This is a genomic window from Dactylosporangium sp. CA-052675, assembly GCF_050947935.1.
Taxonomy (GTDB): Bacteria; Actinomycetota; Actinomycetes; order Mycobacteriales; family Micromonosporaceae; genus Dactylosporangium.
On record NZ_CP192010.1, the window covers coordinates 5,469,234 to 5,489,412 of the forward strand.

Genomic DNA, 20,179 nt, shown 5'->3' on the forward strand with positions numbered 1-20,179 from the left:
TGAGTCCACGAGACGAGCCCAGAGGGGCAACAGTGCGCAACGAACTGCAACGCGTCCGCAACATCGGCATCCTGGCCCACGTGGACGCGGGGAAGACCACGACCACCGAACGGATCCTCTTCGCCACCGGCGCGACGTACAAGCAGGGCGAGGTCCACGACGGCACCACCGTCACCGACTTCGACCAGCAGGAGCGCAACCGCGGCATCACCATCTTCGCGGCCGCCGTGAGCGTCGACTGGGACGGTCACCGGATCAACCTCATCGACACGCCCGGCCACGTCGACTTCGCCGACGAGGTCGAGCGGTCGCTGCGCGTGCTCGACGGCGCGGTCGCCGTGTTCGACGGCGTCGCCGGTGTGGAGCCGCAGAGCGAGTCGGTGTGGCGGCAGGCGGACCGGTACGGCGTGCCGAGGATCGCGTTCGTGAACAAGCTCGACCGGGCGGGCGCCGACCTCGGGGCCGCGGTCGCCTCGATCCGCGACCGGCTCGGGGTCACGCCGCTGGTGGTGCAGGCCCCGATCGGTGCCGAGGGAGCCTTCGCGGGCGTCGCCGACCTGACGGGCCCGTCGGAGCTCCCGCAGCGGGCCCAGCTGGTCGAGCAGGTCGCCGAGCTGCACGCGGGGGCGCTGGAGGAGTACGTCGAGACCGGCGACCTGAGCCCGGACACGCTGCGCCGGGCGCTGCGCGAGATCACGCTCGCCGGCGCCGGGGTCGTGGTGCTGTGCGGCTCCGCGTACCGGGACAAGGGCATCACCGAGCTGCTCGACGCGGTGGTGGCGTACCTGCCGTCCCCGCTGGACACCGCGGCCCCGGCCGATCCCGGGGCGCCGTTCGCGGCGCTGGTGTTCAAGGTGCACGCGGCGACGACCGGGCGCTACGCGTACGCCCGCGTCTACGCCGGCACCCTGCCCAAGGGCACCGACGTGCTGCTGTCCACCGCGGGGCGGCACGAACGCGTGTCGCGTGTCCTGCACGTCCAGGCGGACCGGTACACCGACGTCGACCGGGCGGTCGCGGGCGACATCGTCGCGCTCGTCGGGCTCAAGCACGCCCGCGTGGGCGAGACGCTGTGCGACCCGGCGCACCCGGTGGTCCTCGAGCCGCCGAGCCGGGCCACGCCCGTCGTCTCGGTCGCGGTCGAGGCCCGCAGCCGCGCCGACACCGGCCGGCTGGCGACCGCGCTGGCCCGGCTGGTCGAGGAGGACCCGTCGCTGGTCGTGCGGGTCGACGCCGAGACCGGCCAGACGCTGCTCAGCGGCCTGGGCGAGCTGCACCTGGAGGTGGCGGTGGAGAAGATGCGCCTGGCGAACCACGGGCTGCCGGTCGCGGTCGGCCGGCCCCAGGTCGCCTACCGCGAGACGCTGGAGCGGGGCGTGACCGGGTTCTACCACCGCCTGGTCAAGCAGGACGGCGGCGCGGGCCTCTACGCGCACGTGGCCATCGACGTGTCCCCTGTGGACGGTGAGGAGTTCGTGTTCGAGTCCACTGTGGTCGGTGGGCACGTGGCGAAGGAGTACGTGCGGGCGGTCGAGGCCGGCTGCCGCGACGCGCTCGCGGCCGGCCCCGTCGCGGGCTACCCGGTCACGGGCGTCAAGGTCACGCTCACCGACGGCCGGATGCACGACCACGACTCCTCCGACCTGGCCTTCCGGCTCGCCGGCCGGGAGGCGCTGCAGCTCGCCCTGCGCGAGTCGCGGATGGTGCTGCTGGAGCCGGTGGCCGAGGTGACGGTGACGGTGCCCGACGACATGGTCGGCGGCGTGCTCGGCGACCTGCTGGCCCGCCGGGGCCAGGTCGGCGGCACGGCCGCCCGGGGCGCGACGGTCGTGGTGACGGCGACGGTGCCGCTGGCCGAGCTGTTCGGCTACGCCACGCGGCTGCGCAGCCGGACCCAGGGCCGGGGCGTGTTCACCACGCGCCCCGCCGGTTACGCGCCCGCGCCCTCGGGTGTGTTTGTTCGGTGACAGTGCGGGTAACGGGCGCCCCTCATGCACTACCGTTGACGGTTTGATGGGAGGCGCCCGTGCTGCTCGCCGTGCTCGACGTCGGGTCGAACTCCGCGCACCTGCAGATCGTGCAGGCGCGGCGCGGCAAGCCTCCGCAGCTCGTGTACCGCCTGAAGGCCCCGACCCGCCTCGCCGAGGAGGTCCGGGCCGACGGCGCCCTCTCCCCCGACGGCGTGGAGCGGGTCGTGGACGCCGTGTCGTGCACCGTGAAGGCGTACCGCCGCCATGAGGCCACCGACCTCATCCCGCTCGCGACGGCGACGATCCGCGACGCGACGAACAACGCCGAGATCCGCCGCCGGGTCCGCGAGGCGACCGGGGTGGAGCTGCGCTCGCTCAGCGGGGAGGACGAGGCGCGCGTGACGTTCGAGGCGGTCCGCCGCCTGCACGCGGCGAGCGACGGGCTGTGGCTGCTCGACATCGGCGGCATGTCGATGGAGATCGCGGCCGGGACCGGGGCCGAGCCCGACCTGGCGGTGTCGCTGCCGATCGGGGCCGGGCTGCTCACCCGCCGGTTCCTGCCCGAGCACCCGGCGGGGCGCGACGCGGTCGAGCGGGTCCGCCGGCACGTGCGCTCGCTGGTCAAGCCCGTGGCCCGGGAGCTGGCCCGGTCCGCCCGCCCGCGGCGGGTGGTCGGCACGTCCAAGACGTTCAAGCAGCTGGCCTGCCTCACCGGCGACCCGCAGCGGCTCGAGCGGCGGGCCCTGCGCCGGTGGGTGCCGCGCCTGCGGGCGATGACCCCGCCGGAGCGCGCGGCACTGCCCGGCGTCGCGGCGGCCCGCGCCCGGCAGCTGCTGGCCGGCGCGGTCACCGCCGTGACCGTGATGGAGGCGCTGGACCTGCGCACGCTGGACGTGTGCCCGTGGGCGCTGCGCGAGGGCCTGTTGCTGCGGCGCTACGCCGAGCTGCGCGGCTGAACCGTCAGCCGCGACCGTCAGCCGCGCCCGACGGCGTTGCGGGGCATGTGGATCTTGCCCTCCGAGTCGACCTTCTCGTCGAACGGCATGGCCGGGTCGTCGACCTCGCCGCCGAGGCTCGGGACCGTCACGCCCCGCGCCGAGCCGTTGGCCTTGTCCTCTTCGTCGATGCGCGACGCCCCGTCGCCTCCCGGCGTGCCGGTCGTGCCCATCGTGGCGTTCTCATCCTTCATGGGTTACCGGTTACCCAGTCGTCTTGCGCCCAACCGCACCCCAGACGGCCACCTCGTCGAAGGTCGGGCGCGGCCCGGGCTCGCCCTCGGCGCGCCACTCGGCCACCGACACGATCCCGGGCTCCAGCAGGTCGAGGCCCTCGAGGAACCGCCCGAACTCGGCCCGGTCGCGCAGCTTGCCCGGCCCGTGCCGGCCCGCCTGGATCTGCGCCGCCAGCTCGGGGGCGAGCCCGTCGGTCGTGGCGTGCGACATGACCAGGAAGCTCCCGGGCGCGAGCGCGCCGAGCAGCCGGTCGACGATTCCGTAGGGCTCGTCGGCGTCGGGCAGGAAGTGCACGACCGCCACGAGGATGAGCGCCACGGGCCGGCTCAGGTCGATGGTCGCCTTGAGCGCGGGGTCGCCGAGGATGCGCTCGGGGTCGCGCAGGTCGGCGTCGACGTAGGCGGTCGCCCCCTGCGGCGCGCTGGTCAGCAGGGCCCGCGCGTGGGCGAGCACGATCGGGTCGTTGTCGACGTAGACGACCCGCGCGTCGGGCGCGACGCCCTGCGCGACCTCGTGCACGTTCGGGCTGGTCGGGATGCCGGTGCCGATGTCGAGGAACTGCCGGACGCCGTGCTCGGCGGCGAGCACCCGCACGACCCGCCGCATGAACGCCCGGTTCTCGACCACGGCCGTGCGGATCGCCGGGAACGCCGCGGCGATCGCGTCACCGGACTCCCGGTCGGCGGCGAAGTTGTCCTTGCCGCCGAGCCAGTAGTCGTACCGCCGCGCGGGATGCGCCACGGTGGTGTCCACCCGCTCGTCCCACTCCGAACCCGCCACCGCAGTCTCCGTCCGTGTCGACCCCGTGCGGCAGGAATGATAGTCCTGTGACGCCCGCCGATGTCCGCGCCGCACGCACGCGCCGGCCGGCTACGGACGGTGCACGTCGCGGGCGTAGGCGCGCACGACGGCCGGTGGCAGTACCGATGCCAGCGACGCCAGCGCCTGCAGCACCGCCACCACCCGGTCCGGGTCGAGGCGGTCGCCGGGGCGGGAGACCCACACGAGGTCCCGCCCGGCGATGCGCCAGCCGAGCAGCCCGAGCCGCCGGGTCACGTCGAGGACCTCGCCGGTGACCAGCTCCCCGGCGAACGACGGGTGCTCGGGCGGGGGCGCGCCGTCGAGCTCGGGCGGGTGCTGGAAGGCGAGCGCGGCCCACGGCGGCACCGGGCCGACGCGCCCCTCGGCGCACGGCTCGCCGTCGAGGGGGTCGGGCATCACCGCCACCGGCGGCAGGGCGACGGGCAGGTGCAGGACGCTGACGGTGCGGTACCCCGCGGAACCCAGCACGGTCGTGTCGAACAGCGTGAACGGGCGGGCCGCGGGGTCGACGGCGCCGGTCAGCTCGTCGGCCGGGGCCAGGTCGGCGACGGCCTTGCCGGCCCGGCGCCAGCGCTCCTCGATCACCCCGAAGCCGGTCCGGGAGCCGCGCCTCGAGTAGCGCCAGCCGCGATCCCACGCGAGCTGCGCGCGTGGCGCCCGGGCCCGTCCGATCACCGCACCATCCCCCGTGGTCGATCGATCCGACCACCGAGCGTAGCCCTCAGCGGCCGTTGCGCGCGACCTCGAACCAGACTTCCTTGCCGCCGGCCGGGATCGGCGAGGTGCCCCAGGCCGCCGCGACCGACGCGACGATGAGCAGCCCGCGCCCGTTCTCGCTGTCGGCTCCGGCCGGGCGCGGGCTGGGCAGCCGCTCGCTGCGGTCGGCGACGGTGACCCGCAGCCGCTCGGCGCCGAGCTCGAGGCGGACCAGGACGGCCCCGACGGTGTGCTGGATGGCGTTGGTGATGACCTCGTCGAGCAGGAGCAGGGTGTCGTCGGCCATGCGGCGCTCGCCCCACGCGGTGAGCACGTCGGCGGCGAAGCGCCGGGCGGCCGAGGCGCTGACGGCGTCGCCGCGGAAGCGCCGCTGGGCCGTCGGCGGCCGTTCGGCGTCCGGTCGCGGGTCGACGGCGAGGCAGACCACGGCGACGTCGTCGGTGCGCGGGCGCGGGCCGACGCCGGAGGTCAGCACGTGGTCGAGCATGGCGCCCGGGTCGTCGGAGGGGGCGCCGCCGACGGCGCTGCGCAGGTCGGCGAGGCCGTCGTCGATGTCGTAGCGCCGGTCCTCGACCAGCCCGTCGGTGTAGAGCAGCAGGTTGGCCCCGCCGGGCACCAGGAACGTCGTCTCGCTGAACACGACCGTGGCGCTGACGCCCAGCGGCGGCCCGGAGCGCAGCGCCAGGATGCCGGCCTCGTCGCCCGTGCGCATGACGGGTGGCGGATGGCCGGCCAGCACGGCGGTCGCGGTCCCCTCGCCCAGGTGCAGCTCGAGGTAGCAGCAGGTGGCGACGGCGTCGGGCTGCAGGTCCAGCAGCAGCCGGTTGACCCGCTGCATGACCACGGACGGGCTGTGCCGCTCGGCCGCGTACGCCCGCAGCGCGTTGCGGACCTGGCCCATGACCGCGGCGGCGGTGGCGTTGTGCCCGACGACGTCGCCGATGACGACCGCGACCACGTCCTCACCCAGCGGAATGACGTCGTACCAGTCACCGCCCACGTCGGCGCCGTGGGTCCACGGCAGGTACCGCGCGGCGTGCCGCAGCCCCGGCACCTGCGGCAGCTCGGCGGGCAGCAGGGCCCGCTGCAGCTCCCCGGCGATGGACAGCTGCGCCTCGAACAGCAGCGCCCGCTGCATCGCCTGCGCGCACACGCCGGCGAAGGCGGCGAGGTTGGCCCGCTCCCCCTCGTCGAACTCGCGCGGGGTGCCGTAGCCGATCACCAGGGTCCCGAGCACGTCGCCGGCCGCGGCCAGGGGCAGGAACGCCCACGCCTGCCGCCCGCCGCTGGGGATCGGGGCGGCGTCGCCGGACTGGGCCGCGACGAACTCGTCCAGGCTGCTGAGGTAGCGGGCCTGCCCGGTGCGCGCGACCTCGGTCGCCGGATACGGATGCCGCAGCGGTACCGCCTGCAGACGCGCCACCACCTGCGGCTCGTAGCCGGCGTGGTACTGCAGCGCCAGGTGGTCGTCGCGGCGCAGCAGCACCGCCAGCCCTTGCCCGCCGGCCGAGGGCCGCAGCACGGCGCCGATCGCCGCGTACACGTCCGCGGCCGTGCTCGCGGCGACGAGGGCCGCGGTGACCGCCTGCAGCGCGGCGTTGCGCCCGGCCGCCCGGCGGGCCGCGGCCATGCTCTGCTCCAGCCGCTCCTGCTGCCCGACGAGCGTGCTGACGTCACGGAACGAGACCGCCACGCCGTCGGCCCCGGCGGGCGCGGCGCCGAACTGCCAGACCTGGCCGAGATCGCCGAAGCGCAGCTGCGCCTGCCACGGCCGGCCCGTCTCGGCGACCTCGCGCCAGCGGTCGAGCAGGTCCGGGGCGTCCGGGGCCTGCCCGGCGGGCGCGGCCAGCTCGCTCCAGCGCCGCCCGATCGTCTCCTCCACCGAGCGGCCGGTCAGCGCGGCGCCGGGCCGGTTGACGTACTCGCACACGAAGTCCCGCACCGCCCCGGTCTCGTCGCGCACGGCGCGCAGGAGCGAGAACCCGTCGAAGGCGGCGTCGAGCACCTCGTACAGCCGCGTCCCGCCCGCCGACTGCGGCCCCAGCGTGACCGTCCGCAGATCCACGAACCGGGCGGCGAACCCGTCGCCGCTGGGCCCGGCCCACAGCTCGAAGTGCCCGGCGACGGTTGGGCGGTCGTAGTAGACGGTGCGGGTGACGGGCTCGCGGGACTCGACGACCTTGCGGTACAGCAGGATCGTGCTGTCGTTGACCGTGTCGGCCCACAGGTCCCGCAGCCGCCGGCCGACGAGCTGCGCGCGCGGCCGCCCGAGGTACCGCGCCCCGGCGTCGTTGAGGTGCACGAGCTCGAAGTCCACGATGTGCCCGCCGCCGTCGCGCACCGCGCGGGCGAACGCCCACCCCTGCGGATCGGCGTCGAGCATCGCGAGCACGTCGGCGGAGGGCAGCACGTCCGTCCCGTCGACCATGCGCACATCATGGCGAACCCGCCGGGCGGAAGCCAGTTCCTCCCCGGCGCGAGGAGGTTTCCCGTGGTGGCCGAATCCTCAGGGTTGCAGGCGCACCGAGGTCCAGCCCGCCGGGGTCCGGTCGTAGCGCAGCCGGCGGTGCAGCCGGTCGGCGCTGTCGTGCCAGAACTCGACGGCCGTGGGCTCGATGCGGTAGCCGTCCCAGGTGTCCGGCCGGGCGGCCGGGCCGGCCGCGCCCAGCTCGGCGGCCCGGGCCCGCAGCGCCGCCTCGTCGAGCATCGGCTCGCTCTGGCGGGAGGCGGCCGCCATCGCCCGCGCGAGCGGCGCCCGCTCGGCGAAGAGCGCGTCGGCCTCGGCGGCGGGCAGCCGGTGGACGGGGCCGGCGACGTGGACCTGCTGGAGGGTCTCGCGCCAGAAGAACGTCGCCGCGGCGTACGGGCGGGCGGCCAGGTCGCGGCCCTTGCGGCTCACGGTGTGCGTGCCGAACACGAGCCCGTCGTCGCGGATGTGCTGCACGAGCACCGTGCGGCTGGACGGCGTGCCGCCGGCGTCGGCGGTGGCCAGGGCGACCGCGTTCGCCAGCCCGACCCCCCGCTCGACGGCGGCGCCGAGCCAGGCCCGCAGCAGCGCGACGGGATCGTCCGGCGGGTCCTCGAACTCGGGCAGGTCCAGGTCGGTGGGCACGCCTTCACGGTACCGTTCGGCGGGTTCGGCGCGCCCCGCCGGGCGGGTGACGGTAGGCTGGTCAGCGACTTAGACTTGATTGATTCCAGAAACCGTGGGAAGAAGAAGCGACGTGTCTGACAACAAGGACGTGACCGCCAGCACCAGCGAGAGCGAGAACCCGGCCATCCCGGCCCCGACCGCCAAGGCGTCGAGCCGGCCGCGGACCAACCGGGACTGGTGGCCCAACCAGCTCGACCTCTCCGTGCTGCACCGGCACTCGGCGCGCGCCAACCCGATGGACGGCGACTTCGACTACCGCCGCGAGTTCGCGACGCTCGACGTCGAGGCGCTCAAGCGCGACCTCACCGAGCTGATGACCAACTCGCAGGACTGGTGGCCGGCCGACTACGGCCACTACGGGCCGCTGTTCATCCGCATGAGCTGGCACGCGGCCGGCACCTACCGCACCGCCGACGGCCGGGGCGGCGGCGGCAGCGGCGCCCAGCGGTTCGCGCCGCTCAACAGCTGGCCGGACAACGCCAGCCTCGACAAGGCGCGCCGGCTGCTGTGGCCGGTCAAGGAGAAGTACGGCCAGAAGATCTCGTGGGCCGACCTGCTCGTCTTCGCCGGGAACGTGGCCTACGAGTCGATGGGCTTCACCACCTTCGGCTTCGGCTTCGGCCGCGAGGACATCTGGGAGCCCGAGGAGATCTTCTGGGGGCCGGAGGACACCTGGCTCGGCGACGAGCGCTACAGCGGCGAGCGCGACCTCGCCGAGCCGCTCGGCGCGGTGCAGATGGGCCTCATCTACGTCAACCCGGAGGGGCCGGCCGGCGTGCCGGACGCGCTCGCCTCCGCGCGGGACATCCGCGAGACGTTCGGCCGGATGGCGATGAACGACGAGGAGACCGTCGCGCTCATCGTCGGCGGGCACACCGTCGGCAAGGCGCACGGCGCGCACGACCCGGCGCACCTGGGCCCGGAGCCCGAGGGCGCGCCGATCGAGCAGCAGGGCCTCGGCTGGAAGAACCCGTCCGGCACCGGCAAGGGCGCCGACGCGCTCACCAGCGGCCTCGAGGGCGCCTGGACGAACGCGCCGACCCGGTGGGACAACGGCTTCCTCGACAACCTGTTCAACTACGACTGGGAGCTGACCACCAGCCCGGCCGGGGCCAAGCAGTGGACCCCGAAGGGCGGCGCGGGCCAGGACACCGTGCCCGACGCGCACGACCCCTCGCGGCGCCACGCCCCGATGATGCTCACCTCCGACCTCGCGCTGCGCTTCGACCCCATCTACGGGCCGATCGCCAAGCGCTTCCACGAGCACCCGGAGGAGCTCGCCGAGGCGTTCGCGAAGGCCTGGTACAAGCTGCTGCACCGCGACATGGGCCCGATCTCGCGCTACCTCGGGCCGTGGATCCCCGAGCCGCAGCTGTGGCAGGACCCTGTGCCGGCCGCGACCGGCACGCTCGGCGCGGACGACATCGCCGCGCTCAAGGCCCGGCTGCTCGGCTCCGGCCTGTCCACCACCCAGCTCATCGCGACCGCGTGGGCCGCGGCGGCGAGCTTCCGCGGCACGGACAAGCGCGGCGGCGCCAACGGGGCCCGGCTCCGCCTCGCGCCCCAGAAGGACTGGGCGGTCAACGATCCGGATCAGCTCGCCACGGTACTGCCGGTGCTCGAGCGCATCCAGGCGGAGTCCGCGTCCGAGTCCAGGCCCGTCTCCCTCGCCGACCTCATCGTCCTGGGCGGCTGCGCGGCCGTCGAGCAGGCGGCGCGCCAGGCGGGCCACGACATCACCGTGCCGTTCACCCCGGGCCGCACCGACGCGACGGCGGAGCAGACCGACGTCGAGTCCTTCAAGGTGCTCGAGCCGCGCGCCGACGGCTTCCGCAACTGGGTGCGCCCCGGCGAGAAGCTGCCGCCGGAGGTCCTGCTCGTCGACCGCGCGTACATGCTGAACCTGAGCGCGCCGGAGATGACCGTGCTCGTCGGCGGCCTGCGCTCGCTCGGCGTCAACCACGGCGGCACCGCGCACGGCGTGTTCACCGACCGGCCGGGCACGCTGAGCAACGACTTCTTCACCAACCTGCTGCGCGCGGGCACCGAGTGGTCGGTGTCGAAGTCCGACGAGCACGTCTACGAGGGCCGGGCGGCCGACGGCACCGTCACCTGGACCGCGACCGCCGTCGACCTCGTCTTCGGCTCGCACTCCCAGCTGCGCGCGATCGCCGAGGTCTACGCGAGCGCCGACGCGAAGGACAAGTTCGTCCGCGACTTCGTGAAGGCGTGGGACAAGGTGATGAACCTGGACCGCTTCGACGTGGCGTGATCCCGCACGAGGGGTGAGCGGCACCGGCCGGTGCCGCTCACCCCTCGCCGCGCGGCGGGCGATCGTGTTCTGATGGATCCCGTGAGCGACTGGAACACGCAGATCATCGAGGAGTTCCGCGCCAACGGCGGCAAGGTCGGCGGACGGTTCGAGGGCGGCACGCTGCTGCTCATCCACCACCGCGGCGCCCGGACCGGCACGGAACGCGTCAACCCCGTGGCCTACCTGCCCGACGGCGACCGCATGGTGATCGTCGCCTCGGCGGCCGGCGCGGACAAGAACCCCGACTGGTACCACAACCTCAAGGCCAATCCCGACACCACCGCCGAGGTCGGCACCGAGACCGTCGCCGTGCACGCCGAGGAGATCCTGGGCGAGGACTACACGGCGACGTGGCAGCGGCTCGTGGCCCGGATGCCCGGGTTCGGCGACTACCAGACGAAGACGGCGCGGCGCATTCCGCTGATCGCCCTGACCCGGACCTGACCTGGATCCCGCACTGACGCGACGGCGGGCGAGGTGAGTCCGGCGTCATTCAGGTCGAGCGGCCGGTGCGGCACATGGGCCGGTGAGCCGGCGCCGACCGGCGACCCGCGTTGGACGTGTTCGTGGCGGCGCCGGCCTGCCTGCTCTCCTGCACTGACGGCAGTCGAGGAGTTCGACGCCGCGTGACTGCCGCAATCAGGAGCGGGCCCGGCCCAGCTCGCGATCGATGCGCCGCTGCTCGGCGTCGCGCAGCCTGCGGTAGTGCTTCGCCCTGGCCTGGTCGCCGACGTTCCGGGCCGCCTCGGTGGCCGCCCGCAGCACCACCAGGGGCAGTCCCGCGACCCGCGGCGCCTGCCGGTGCGCCTCGGCGAACACCGTCTGCGCCAACTCGCCCTCCGCGGCACCGGCCAGGAGGAACAGCTCCTCGACGTACATCCGCCCCAGGCCCACACCGGTCCAGCCGGCCACGCCGTGCAGGGCTCGGCGGCACTCCAGCAGCGCCTCCCAGGCGGCGCGGTGGTCGCTGGCCCGACGTTCCAGCCCGGCCAGGGATTGCCACGCCGAAGCCCGGTCCCGGGGATCGTCGGCGAACGCCAGGCTCTCGCGCTGCACCGTCGCCGCATCCGCGAACGCTCCGAGATCCGCCAGCTCGTGCCGAAGCCGGCGCAGCGTGTCCTGGTCCCGCTGCCGACCGGCCGCCCACCGGTCCAGCCATTCGCGCGCCAGCCCGCGCTCGCCGAGCAGCTTGGCCCGTTCCACCCACGTCAGCGGGGCCTCGGCGGCCGGATCGGCCGGGAAGCGCCGCCGTTCGCCGTGCCACCACCGCTCGACGTCCGCCTCGGACACGCGCGGCCGGCCGTCCTCGTCCAGCAGGCGCTCCAGCACCGCGTCCCGGTCGGGGTGCTCGCGCTCGCGCACGAACCTGACGGTCGCCCGCACGCCCGCGGCGACCAGGTGCTCGACGTCGTAGCCGCACCAGGTGTCGAAGTTGGCGCGCTTGATCTGCCAGTGCCGCCACACGTCCTGCACCCGCCGATGCCGCGCGAGCAGGAAGCCGGCGAGCTCGGTCTCGCCGGTCAGCCCCTGCAAGGGCGCCTCGCGCCGGCACAGCGCCTCCTGCTCGGCCAGCCACCGCACCAGCGGGAGATCCTCGGGGCGCCGGTCGTACTGCAACGCCCACAACACCATCGCCCGGCGTGCCGCACGACCGTCGCAGTCATGGCCGTCGGCGCCCGTGGCCCGCTCGTAGCGCAGCTCCCGCCACGCCGCCGACGAGTCCCGCATCCGGCCCAGCTCATGCCGCGCAGCCTCCATCACGCGCCAAAGACTCCAGCACGAGCGTGGTCCTGTCACGCCGGTATCGGGAGCGGCAAAATTTTACAAAACTTGGCCTTGTTATCGATGGCAAGCATTGTTAGCTTCCTTTAGTGATCGACGAAGGTCGTTGACCCGTTCCCCGCGCCGCGCTCCCGCCAGAGCCCTGCGGCGGCGCAGCCATCCCTCCAGGAGGCGTATCCCCGTGCGTCCACAAGCCCTTCGGCGTGCCCTGACGGCCTCGGCGGCACTCGCCGTGCTCGTCAGCGCCGCCCAGCTGAGCGCCGTACCCGGCGCGAGCGCCGCGGTGGCCGATCCCGCCGCCGATCCCGCCGCCGCCGTCGACACACTCATCGGATCCGCCAACTCCGGTGAGACCTTCCCGGGGGCCGACACGCCCTTCGGCATGGTGCAGTGGAGCCCCGAGAACACGCGCGGCGACCAGACCCGCACCCCGCAGCCGGGCGGCTACGACTACAACGTCACCCGCACGCGCGGGTTCAGCCTCACCCACATGTCGGGCACGGGCTGCGCCGGGGGATCCGGGGACATTCCATTCCTGCCGTACCCCGGCACCGTGACCTCGTCGCCCTCCTCGGACAGCACCGACGCGACCTACGCGAGCAGCTTCCAGCACGCCAACGAGACCGGCACCGCGGGGTACTACCGCGTCGGCCTGGACTCCGGCGTCAACGTGGAGCTGTCGGCCACCACCCGCACGGGCGCGGGCCGGTTCACGTACCCGGCCGGCAAGACCGCCTCCCTGCTGGTGCGCACCTCGAACTCCGAGGTCGGCTCCAGCGCCGCGACGACCACGGTCGACAGCGCCAACCGGGCCATCAGCGGGTCGGTGACGAGCGGGAACTTCTGCGGCTACATCAACACCGAGGACCGGCGCAGCTACTACACGCTGTACTTCTACGCCGCCTTCGACAAGCCCTTCGCGAGCACGGGCACCTGGCAGGACGGCACGCTCTCGCCCGGGTCCACGAGCTCCAGCGGCGGCACCACCTACGGCACCGCCGGCTGGCCGCCCGCGGGCAAGGGCTCCGGCGCGTACGTCTCCTTCGACACCAGCTCCGGGCAGGCGGTCGGGGTCCGGGTCGGCATCTCCTACGTCAGCGCGGCCAACGCCAAGGCCAACCTCGACGCCGAGAACCCGGCCGGCACGACCTTCGACACCGTGCGGACCCGGGCCCACGACGCCTGGAACGCGGAGCTGAACCGGGTCGCCGTCACCGGCGGCACGAGCGCGCAGCAGACCACGTTCTACACGGCGCTGTACCACTCCCTGCTGCACCCCAACGTGTTCAGCGACACCAACGGGCAGTACCGCGGGATGGACCAGGCCGTGCACACGGTCTCCGGGGCGCAGCACGCGCAGTACGCGAACTTCTCCGGCTGGGACGTCTACCGCGACCAGGTCCAGCTCGTCACCCTGCTGCGGCCCGACATCGGCGCGGACATCGCCCAGTCGCTGCTCAACCAGGCGAACCAGAACAACGGCGTCTGGGACCGCTGGACGCACAACCAGGGCGGCACGCACGTGATGACCGGCGATCCCGGCCACGCGGCCGTGGCGAGCATCTACGCCTTCGGCGGCACCGCGTTCGACGCCGCGGGCGCGCTCAGCTCGATGGTGCACGCCGCGACGACCGTGACCGCCGCGGACCTGAGCCGCACCGGCTGGAACGTGATGGTGGTCGGCGAGCGGCCGTCGCTGGACAAGTACCTGTCCATCGGCTACGTGCCGTCGGACGGCAACGCGTGGGGCGGTGCGGGGGAAACCCTCGAGGACGTCTCCGCCGACTTCGGCATCGCGCAGCTGGCCGGGCGCCTCGGCGACACCGGCAACGCCGCGGCCTTCCTCGGGCGCGCGCAGCACTGGAAGAACGTGTTCAACCCCGCGACCGGCTACATCCAGCAGCGCAACTCCGCCGGGGCCTGGCAGTCGTTCGACCCGGCGAGCTCGGACGGGTTCGCGGAGGGCAGCGCGGCGCAGTACACCTGGATGGTCCCCTTCAACGTGAACGGCCTGTTCGCCAAGATGGGCGGTGCCGGCCCGGCCGCGTCGCGCCTCGACGCGTTCTTCCACGCCGCCGACGGCAGCTGGGCGCTGTCCAAGGCCGGCGGCACCAAGTCGGACCTGAGCAACGAGCCGTCGATCGGCACGCCGTGGCTCTACGACTTCGCCGGCCAGCCGTACAAGACGCAGCAGACCGTCCGCCAGGTCGTGAACACGCTGTGGTCCAGTGCCCCGGGCGGCATTCCGGGCCAGGACGACCTCGGCGCGATGTCGTCGTGGTACGTCTTCGCGGCCATGGGCGTCTACCCGCTGGCCCCCGGCCGCGGCGAGCTGCTGCTGGGCAGCCCGCTGTTCAGCCAGGTCGCGATCCACCGCGGCAACGGCGCCACCATCACCATCACCGGCACCGGCGCCGCCACGAACGCGCCCTACATCCAGAGCGCGAAGCTCAACGGGGCCACGACCACCAGGCCGTGGCTGCCGGAGAGCCTGCTCGCGGCCGGCGGTACCGTCGAGCTGACCCTCGGCACGACCGCGAACACCGCGTGGGGCAGCGCCGCCGCCGACGCGCCGCCGTCGTTCGACTCGGCCCCGCCGGCCTCGTCGAACCTGGCCCTGAACAAGCCCGCCACCGCGGACTCGTCCTGCAACGCCAACGAGGGCGCGGCCAAGGCGGACAACGGCAGCGTCTCGGGCGGCACCAGCGACAAGTGGTGCTCGACGAGCGCCTCGAAGTGGTGGCGGGTCGACCTCGGCGCCGCGGCCACGGTCAGGACGATCACCGTCCGGCACGCCGGGGCCGGCGGGGAGTCGACGGCGTGGAACACCAAGGACTACGACGTGCAGGCGTCCAGCGACGGCACGACGTGGACGACGATCGTGTCGGCCCGCGGGAACACCGCGAGCGTCACCAGCCACGCGGTCAATGTCTCGGCACGGTACCTGCGGCTCAACGTCATCACCGCGGAGCAGTCGGGCACCGGCGGCGCCGCGCGGATCTACGAGTTCGAGGCGTACGGCTGAGGAACCTGTGCGCCGCCGGGCCGGGCGGCCCGGACGTGACCGCTCTCTCAGCCACCGACCGGTGAGGCTGCCCTAACCTATTCGCGTGGCGGAGCATTCGTACGGCGAGAGCGGCTGGGCGGGGACTGCGGACGGGCGGCGCCTGCACTACATGGCCCGGGGCGAGGGCGACACGACCGTCGTCTTCGCCTCCGGCATGGGCCTGTCGCGCTCCGTCTGGGGCCTCGTGCAGCCGCTCGTCGCCGCCCGGACCCGCGCCGTGGTCTACGACCGGGCCGGCACCGGGCGCAGCGACGACGACCCCGAACCGCTCACGCTCGGCCGGATGGCCGCGGACCTCGACGCGCTGCTGCGGGCGCTCGGCGACGGCCCGTTCGTCCTGGTCGGGCACAGCTGGGGCGGCCCGCTCGTGCGCGCCGCGGCCGCGGCCGAGCCGGACCGCGTCCGCGGGCTCGTGCTGGTCGACCCGACGGACGAGCGGTGCGAGCTGTACTTCGCCAAGGCCGCCCGCCGCCGCTTCGCGCTCACGCGCCGGCTCGTCGGGGCGATGGCGCGCACGGGGCTGTACCGTCCGATGGCCGCGCGGCCGGGCATGGTCCAGCCGTCGGACGTGGCGGCCGAGCACCGGGCCGAGGACTTCACGGTGCGCGCGGCGCGGACGATGGCGGCCGAGCTGGAGTGCCTGCTCGAGGACCTCGGGCCGCTGCGGGACGAGCCGCCGAGCCTGGGCGACCTGCCCGTGACCGTCATCTCCGGCACGGCCCCGGCCCGCTTCGACCGCGGGGTGCGTGCGGCGGTGACCGACGCCCACCGCCGCACGGCCGACGCGCTGCCGAACGGGCGGCTGGTCCCGGCCGCGGCGTCGGGGCACCTGGTCATGTTCACCGAGCCGGAGCTCATCGCGGCCGAGGCCCTGCGCTTGGTTGAGCGTATGGTCTAGACCGCTTCCCGGGTTGCGGCCGGCTCCCCGGCGGAGGCGGACGCGTCGAGGCGGTACCGGCGCTGCAGCACGATCGCCGCGAGCATCAGCGCCGCCGGCACGGCACCGAAGCCGAGCCGGATCCAGGTGACCGCCGAGGCCGGCTGGGCCGTCGCGTCCGCGCCCGCGACGAAGCCGCCGAGGGCCAGGCAGGCGGCGTACACGTAGGGCCCGAGCGCCCCGCCGAGCGAGTCCGCCGCGGTCCACACCCCCGTGTAGCTGCCCGCGCTCTCCGGCCGCCCCGAGGCGGCCACGACGTCGGGCAGCATCGAGAACGGCAGCAGCTGCAGCGCGGCGAACGCCACCCCGAGCACGGCCACCGCGGCCACGAGCACCGCCACGCCCGCGGCCGCGCCGGCCGCGAGCACGAGGCACCCGGCCACGAAGACGGCCTGGGCGAGCAGCAGGCCGCGCTGCTTGCCCCAGCGGCGCGCGAGCGCGACCCAGGCCGGGGTCGCGAGCAGGGCCGGAGCCAGGAACGCGGCGACGAGGACCGTGGTGAGCCGCGGGCGGCCGAGCTCGTACTCGGTGTAGTAGGGCACCGCGGCGAGCACCAGGTGCGAGGTGGTCGACATGGCCAGGTAGGAGCCGGCGAGCGGGCGGAACTGGCGGTCCCGCAGCGCCGCGAGCAGCGCGGGGCCGGACCGCGGGCGCTCCAGCGGGGCCGTGGCGGCGAGCCGGCCCACGCCCGCGACGCCGGCCAGCATCGCGGCGAGCATGAGCCCGCCGAGCACGAGGGCCATGGTGGCGTAGCCGGCCCGGGTCGGGTCCTCGCGCCCGGCGAGCAGCGGGGCGGCGAGGCCGCTGGCCAGGATGCCGACGGTCAGCACCACCATGCGGAACCCCATGAGCCGGGTGCGCTCGTGGTAGCCGATCGCGAGGTCGGCCGGGGTGGACAGGTAGGGCACCTGGTAGGCGGCGAACAGCAGGTTGCCCGCGACGAAGGCGACCGCGACCCAGCCGGCCGCGGCGGGACCGGAGAGGCCGGCCGGCACCGCGAACAGCGCCGCGAACGGCAGGACCAGCGCGCAGCCGGCCAGCAGCAGGCGGCGGCGGCTGCCGTGGCGGGCCAGGCCGGCGTCGGAGACGGTGCCCACCCACGGGTGCAGCACCACGTCGGCGATCTTCGGCACGAGCAGGGCGGCCCCGGCCAGCAGCGGGGCCACGGCGAGGACGTCGGTGAGGAAGTACAGCAGCAACAGCCCCGGCACCGTGACCCAGATGCCCATGCCGAAGGAGCCGGTCGCGAACGCGGCGAGGCCGCCTCGGGGAAGCCGCGTGCCGTCCATCCCGCCCCCAGGTTATTCAACGGTTGATGGATACTAGGCGACGATGGAGCCTCAGCACACCCCCCGCCGCGGACCGGGCCGCCCCCGGCGGGACGAGCGCGCCGCCACCCGCGAGTCGATCCTGCGGGTGGCGGTGGGCCTGTTCGCCCGGCACGGGTTCGCCGCGGTGAGCCTGCGCCAGGTCGCCGAGGCGGCCGGCGTCGACGTGGCCACCGTGCACCACCACACCGGCGGGAAGGCGGCGCTGTACGAGGCCTGCTTCGGGCTCGTGCACGACGCCGAGCGGGCCGCGCTCGGCCCGGTGCTGGCCGACGCGCGCCTGGCGCTGCCGGGCGGGGCCGACGCCGTGCTGCCGGTGCTGCACCGCCTGGTCGACACGTTCGTGGACTTCCTGGAGGCGCACCCGCAGAACACCGGGCTGTGGCTGCGGCGCTGGCTCGACCCGGCCGGGCACGAGGGGCTCGACGAGCGGTATTCGGCGCCGCTGTACGCCCAGGTCGCCGACCTGCTCACGGCGGCCGACGCGGCCGGCGTGCTGCACGAGCCCGACCCGCACACGGCGGTGCGCAGCCTCATCTGGGCCCTGCACGCGCACGCCGTGCACGTGCTGCACGAGGGCCCGGACCCGGACCGGCAGCGCGCGGCGCGGACGTTCGCGCATCGATGGCTGCGGCGGATGTACGGCACGGCTTGACCGGCGCCGGCGTCTCGGCGCATTATCCATCACGTGTTGGATAAACCGGTCGTCGTCATCGGCGCGGGCCCGGCCGGCCTGGCCACCGTGAAGGCGCTGCGCGACCGGCACGTCCCCGTCGTGTGCCTCGACGCCGGCGAGCGCCCCGGCGGCCTGTGGGTGTTCGGTGCGCCCGGCTCGTCCGCCTACCGCACGCTGCACCTCAACACCAGCCGCACCCGCACCGAGTTCGCGGACTTCCCGATGCCCGCCGACTGGCCCGACTACCCGGACCACGAGCACATCGCCGGCTACCTCGCCGCCTACACCGACGCCTTCGGCCTGGCCGAGGACATCCGCCACGGCGAGACCGTGACCGCGGTGACCCGCGACGCCGACGAGTCCTGGACCGTCGCCACCGCGACCGGGACCTGGCGGACCCCGGCCGTCGTCGTCGCCACCGGCCACAACGCGGTGCCCCGGCGGCCCGAGCCGATGTACCCGGGCCCGTTCGGCGGCGAGTCCCTGCACAGCCACGACTACCGCGCGCCGGAGCAGCTCGCCGGGCGCCGGGTGCTCGTGGTCGGCGGCGGGAACTCGGCCATGGACATCGCCGTCGACGCCTCGTACGTGGCCGTCTCCACCCTGCTGTCGCTGCGCCGCGGGGTCTGGATCGTGCCGAAGTACCTGCTCGGCCGGCCCGCCGACACGCTCAACGGCGCGCTGGCCCGCCGGCTGCCGTGGCGGCTGCGGCAGCGGGTCAGCGAGCGGCTGCTGCGCCTCGCGGTCGGGCCGCCGCAGCGCTACGGGCTGCCGGCGCCGGCGCACGGTTTCCTGCAGGACCACCCGACCCTCTCCGACGGCCTGCTCCCCCGGATCACGCACGGGGAGATCGGCGTGCGGCCCGGCATCGAGCGCCTCGACGGCGACGCGGTGTGCTTCACCGACGGCCGCCGCGACCCCGTCGACCTCATCGTGTGGTGCACCGGCTACCGGGTCGACCTGCCGTTCCTCGACTCCGCCCTGCTGGGCCCGGGGGCCGACCGTCTGCCGCTGTACCGCCGGATCTTCCACCTCGACGCGCCCGGCCTGTTCTTCGTGGGCCTCATGCAGTCCACCGGCGCCGCGCTGCCCGTGGTCGAGGCGCAGGCCCGGCTGGTCGGCGCCTTCCTGGCCGGGCGGTACGCCCTGCCGCCGCCGGCCGCGCAGCGCGCGGACTGCGACCGGCACCTGCGCGCGGCGACGCGGCGCTGGGGCTCGCGGCGGCCCGCCATGCGCGTCGACTTCGACGCGTACCTCGCCGAGGCCGCCGCCGAGCTGCGGCGCCGGCCCGCGGAAGGCGACGTGCGATGGCGCTGACGCTGCACGGCCGCCGGGTCCTGATCACGGGCGCCTCGGGCACGTTCGGCCGGGCCCTCACCGAGCGCCTGCTGGCCTCGGGCGCGCAGGTCGTCGGCCTGGACCTCGTGCCCTCCATCACCAGCCCGGCCCCGATGCTGCGCTGCGACCTGACCCGCGACGCCGAGGTACCGCCGGCCGTCGAGCACGCCGTGGACCTCCTCGGCGGCCTGGACCTGCTCGTCAACAACGCGGGCGTGGGCGGCCCGGCCCCGGCCGAGCTGCCGCCGGGCGAGGAGGTCCGCCGCCAGCTGGAGGTGAACCTGCTCGCCGCCTGGCGCACGACCGCGGCGGCGATCCCGGCCCTGGAGCGCGCCCGCGGCCGGGTCGTGTTCGTGGCGAGCCGGATGGCCGTGCTGCCGCTGCCCCTGGCCGCGGCCTACGGCGTGAGCAAGCGCGCCCTCGCCGCCTACGCCGACGCGCTGCGCCTCGAGGTGGGCTCGCACATCGGCGTCAGCGTGGTGTACCCGAGCATGGTCGCCTCCCCGATCCACGACGCCACGGCGCGGGCCGGCCTGTCCCTGGAGGGCGTCTCGCGCCGCGAGCCGGTCGAGGGCGTCGTGGCCGCGATCCTGCACGCGGCGACCGCGAAGCGCCCGCCCCGCGACGTGGCCACGACCCCGCGCGGCCGCGTCGAGATGGCGATCGCCCGGCACCTGCCGTCGCTGGCCGCCGCGATGGTCACCCGCACCGTGCGGGCCCGCCTGGCCGCCGGGGACCTCGACGCCGCCGAGCTGGCGTCCGGCATGCGCCGCCGCGCCCGCTGAGCCGCGCCCGCTGAGCCGCGCCCGCTGAGCCGGGACCGCTGAGCCGGGACCGGGCGA

Annotated in this window: 16 protein-coding genes; 9 read left to right on the forward strand and 7 right to left on the reverse strand. The window is 74.8% G+C overall.

All coding sequences use genetic code 11. The annotated features are described in order from the left end of the window. Positions 1-32: 32 nt before the first annotated feature. Positions 33-1,967, forward strand: a complete 1,935-nt coding sequence (locus tag ACQP1P_RS25140) for an elongation factor G (RefSeq protein WP_433073193.1) — start codon at positions 33-35, stop codon at positions 1,965-1,967. A 59-nt stretch (positions 1,968-2,026) separates the two neighbouring features. Continuing rightward, a complete protein-coding gene (locus ACQP1P_RS25145; protein WP_433073196.1) occupies positions 2,027-2,926 on the forward strand; it encodes a Ppx/GppA phosphatase family protein in 900 nt (299 codons plus the stop codon). Positions 2,927-2,943: 17 nt separating this feature from the next. Here the strand turns inward: ACQP1P_RS25145 and ACQP1P_RS25150 are convergent, their stop codons facing one another. The 5 genes from ACQP1P_RS25150 to phzG all read right to left on the reverse strand — a co-directional run bounded on the left by ACQP1P_RS25150 (position 2,944) and on the right by phzG (position 7,853). Continuing rightward, positions 2,944-3,159 (reverse strand): hypothetical protein, encoded by a 216-nt coding sequence (locus ACQP1P_RS25150; protein ID WP_433073199.1) that lies wholly within the window; start codon positions 3,157-3,159, stop codon positions 2,944-2,946. Between the two features lie 10 nt (positions 3,160-3,169). Continuing rightward, positions 3,170-3,982 carry an SAM-dependent methyltransferase gene (locus tag ACQP1P_RS25155; RefSeq protein WP_433073202.1) on the reverse strand — a complete coding sequence of 271 codons (813 nt, stop codon included), beginning with the start codon at positions 3,980-3,982 and terminating at the stop codon, positions 3,170-3,172. 90 nt (positions 3,983-4,072) lie between these two features. After that, complete coding sequence (locus ACQP1P_RS25160; RefSeq protein WP_433073205.1) at positions 4,073-4,699, reverse strand: hypothetical protein; 627 nt, start codon at positions 4,697-4,699, stop codon at positions 4,073-4,075. A gap of 46 nt (positions 4,700-4,745) precedes the next feature. Further along, positions 4,746-7,169 carry a SpoIIE family protein phosphatase gene (locus ACQP1P_RS25165; RefSeq protein ID WP_433073208.1) on the reverse strand — a complete coding sequence of 808 codons (2,424 nt, stop codon included), beginning with the start codon at positions 7,167-7,169 and terminating at the stop codon, positions 4,746-4,748. Positions 7,170-7,247: 78 nt separating this feature from the next. Further along, positions 7,248-7,853, reverse strand: coding sequence for a phenazine biosynthesis FMN-dependent oxidase PhzG (gene phzG, locus ACQP1P_RS25170; protein WP_433073211.1), 606 nt, complete (start codon positions 7,851-7,853; stop codon positions 7,248-7,250). 112 nt (positions 7,854-7,965) lie between these two features. On the opposite strand from phzG, the gene katG reads away from it, so the two are divergent. Both katG and ACQP1P_RS25180 read left to right on the forward strand, forming a co-directional pair. Then, positions 7,966-10,167: a catalase/peroxidase HPI gene (gene katG, locus ACQP1P_RS25175; protein ID WP_433073214.1), complete on the forward strand. Its 2,202-nt coding sequence runs from the start codon at positions 7,966-7,968 to the stop codon at positions 10,165-10,167. Between the two features lie 72 nt (positions 10,168-10,239). Beyond that, positions 10,240-10,653, forward strand: a complete 414-nt coding sequence (locus ACQP1P_RS25180; protein ID WP_433073217.1) for a nitroreductase family deazaflavin-dependent oxidoreductase — start codon at positions 10,240-10,242, stop codon at positions 10,651-10,653. A gap of 195 nt (positions 10,654-10,848) precedes the next feature. Here ACQP1P_RS25180 and ACQP1P_RS25185 read toward each other — a convergent pair whose 3' ends face one another. Beyond that, entirely contained in the window at positions 10,849-11,967 is a 1,119-nt protein-coding gene (locus ACQP1P_RS25185) for a hypothetical protein (protein WP_433090127.1), read from the reverse strand. Positions 11,968-12,172: 205 nt separating this feature from the next. On the opposite strand from ACQP1P_RS25185, the gene ACQP1P_RS25190 reads away from it, so the two are divergent. Continuing rightward, complete coding sequence (locus ACQP1P_RS25190; RefSeq protein ID WP_433073220.1) at positions 12,173-15,016, forward strand: GH92 family glycosyl hydrolase; 2,844 nt, start codon at positions 12,173-12,175, stop codon at positions 15,014-15,016. 85 nt (positions 15,017-15,101) lie between these two features. Beyond that, the gene (locus tag ACQP1P_RS25195; protein ID WP_433073223.1) at positions 15,102-15,956 is read left to right on the forward strand and encodes an alpha/beta fold hydrolase; all 855 of its coding nucleotides are present in this window, start codon (positions 15,102-15,104) and stop codon (positions 15,954-15,956) included. Here the strand turns inward: ACQP1P_RS25195 and ACQP1P_RS25200 are convergent. Next, positions 15,953-17,284, reverse strand: a complete 1,332-nt coding sequence (locus ACQP1P_RS25200; protein WP_433073226.1) for an MFS transporter — start codon at positions 17,282-17,284, stop codon at positions 15,953-15,955. The genes ACQP1P_RS25195 and ACQP1P_RS25200 overlap by 4 nt on opposite strands. Before the next feature lie 43 nt (positions 17,285-17,327). Here ACQP1P_RS25200 and ACQP1P_RS25205 point away from each other — a divergent pair, with 43 nt between their 5' ends. From ACQP1P_RS25205 to ACQP1P_RS25215, 3 genes are read left to right on the forward strand one after another with little or no spacing between them, the layout of a single operon-like run. Next, complete coding sequence (locus ACQP1P_RS25205) at positions 17,328-17,978, forward strand: TetR/AcrR family transcriptional regulator (protein ID WP_433073229.1); 651 nt, start codon at positions 17,328-17,330, stop codon at positions 17,976-17,978. 33 nt (positions 17,979-18,011) lie between these two features. Continuing rightward, complete coding sequence (locus ACQP1P_RS25210) at positions 18,012-19,316, forward strand: flavin-containing monooxygenase (protein WP_433073232.1); 1,305 nt, start codon at positions 18,012-18,014, stop codon at positions 19,314-19,316. Next, positions 19,307-20,122, forward strand: coding sequence for an SDR family NAD(P)-dependent oxidoreductase (locus tag ACQP1P_RS25215; protein ID WP_433073235.1), 816 nt, complete (start codon positions 19,307-19,309; stop codon positions 20,120-20,122). Before ACQP1P_RS25210 ends, ACQP1P_RS25215 begins: the two co-directional genes overlap by 10 nt. The last annotated feature ends 57 nt before the right edge of the window (positions 20,123-20,179 follow it).

Excerpts from the sequence above, each read along its gene's own strand:
- ACQP1P_RS25150 (WP_433073199.1), bottom strand. The coding sequence starts at position 3,159 with ATGAAGGATGAGAACGCCACGATGGGCACGACCGGCACGCCGGGAGGC.
- ACQP1P_RS25165 (WP_433073208.1), bottom strand. The coding sequence starts at position 7,169 with ATGGTCGACGGGACGGACGTGCTGCCCTCCGCCGACGTGCTCGCGATG.
- ACQP1P_RS25180 (WP_433073217.1), top strand. The coding sequence starts at position 10,240 with ATGGATCCCGTGAGCGACTGGAACACGCAGATCATCGAGGAGTTCCGC.
- ACQP1P_RS25185 (WP_433090127.1), bottom strand. The coding sequence starts at position 11,967 with ATGGAGGCTGCGCGGCATGAGCTGGGCCGGATGCGGGACTCGTCGGCG.
- ACQP1P_RS25200 (WP_433073226.1), bottom strand. The coding sequence starts at position 17,284 with ATGGACGGCACGCGGCTTCCCCGAGGCGGCCTCGCCGCGTTCGCGACC.
- ACQP1P_RS25205 (WP_433073229.1), top strand. The coding sequence starts at position 17,328 with ATGGAGCCTCAGCACACCCCCCGCCGCGGACCGGGCCGCCCCCGGCGG.
- ACQP1P_RS25215 (WP_433073235.1), top strand. The coding sequence starts at position 19,307 with ATGGCGCTGACGCTGCACGGCCGCCGGGTCCTGATCACGGGCGCCTCG.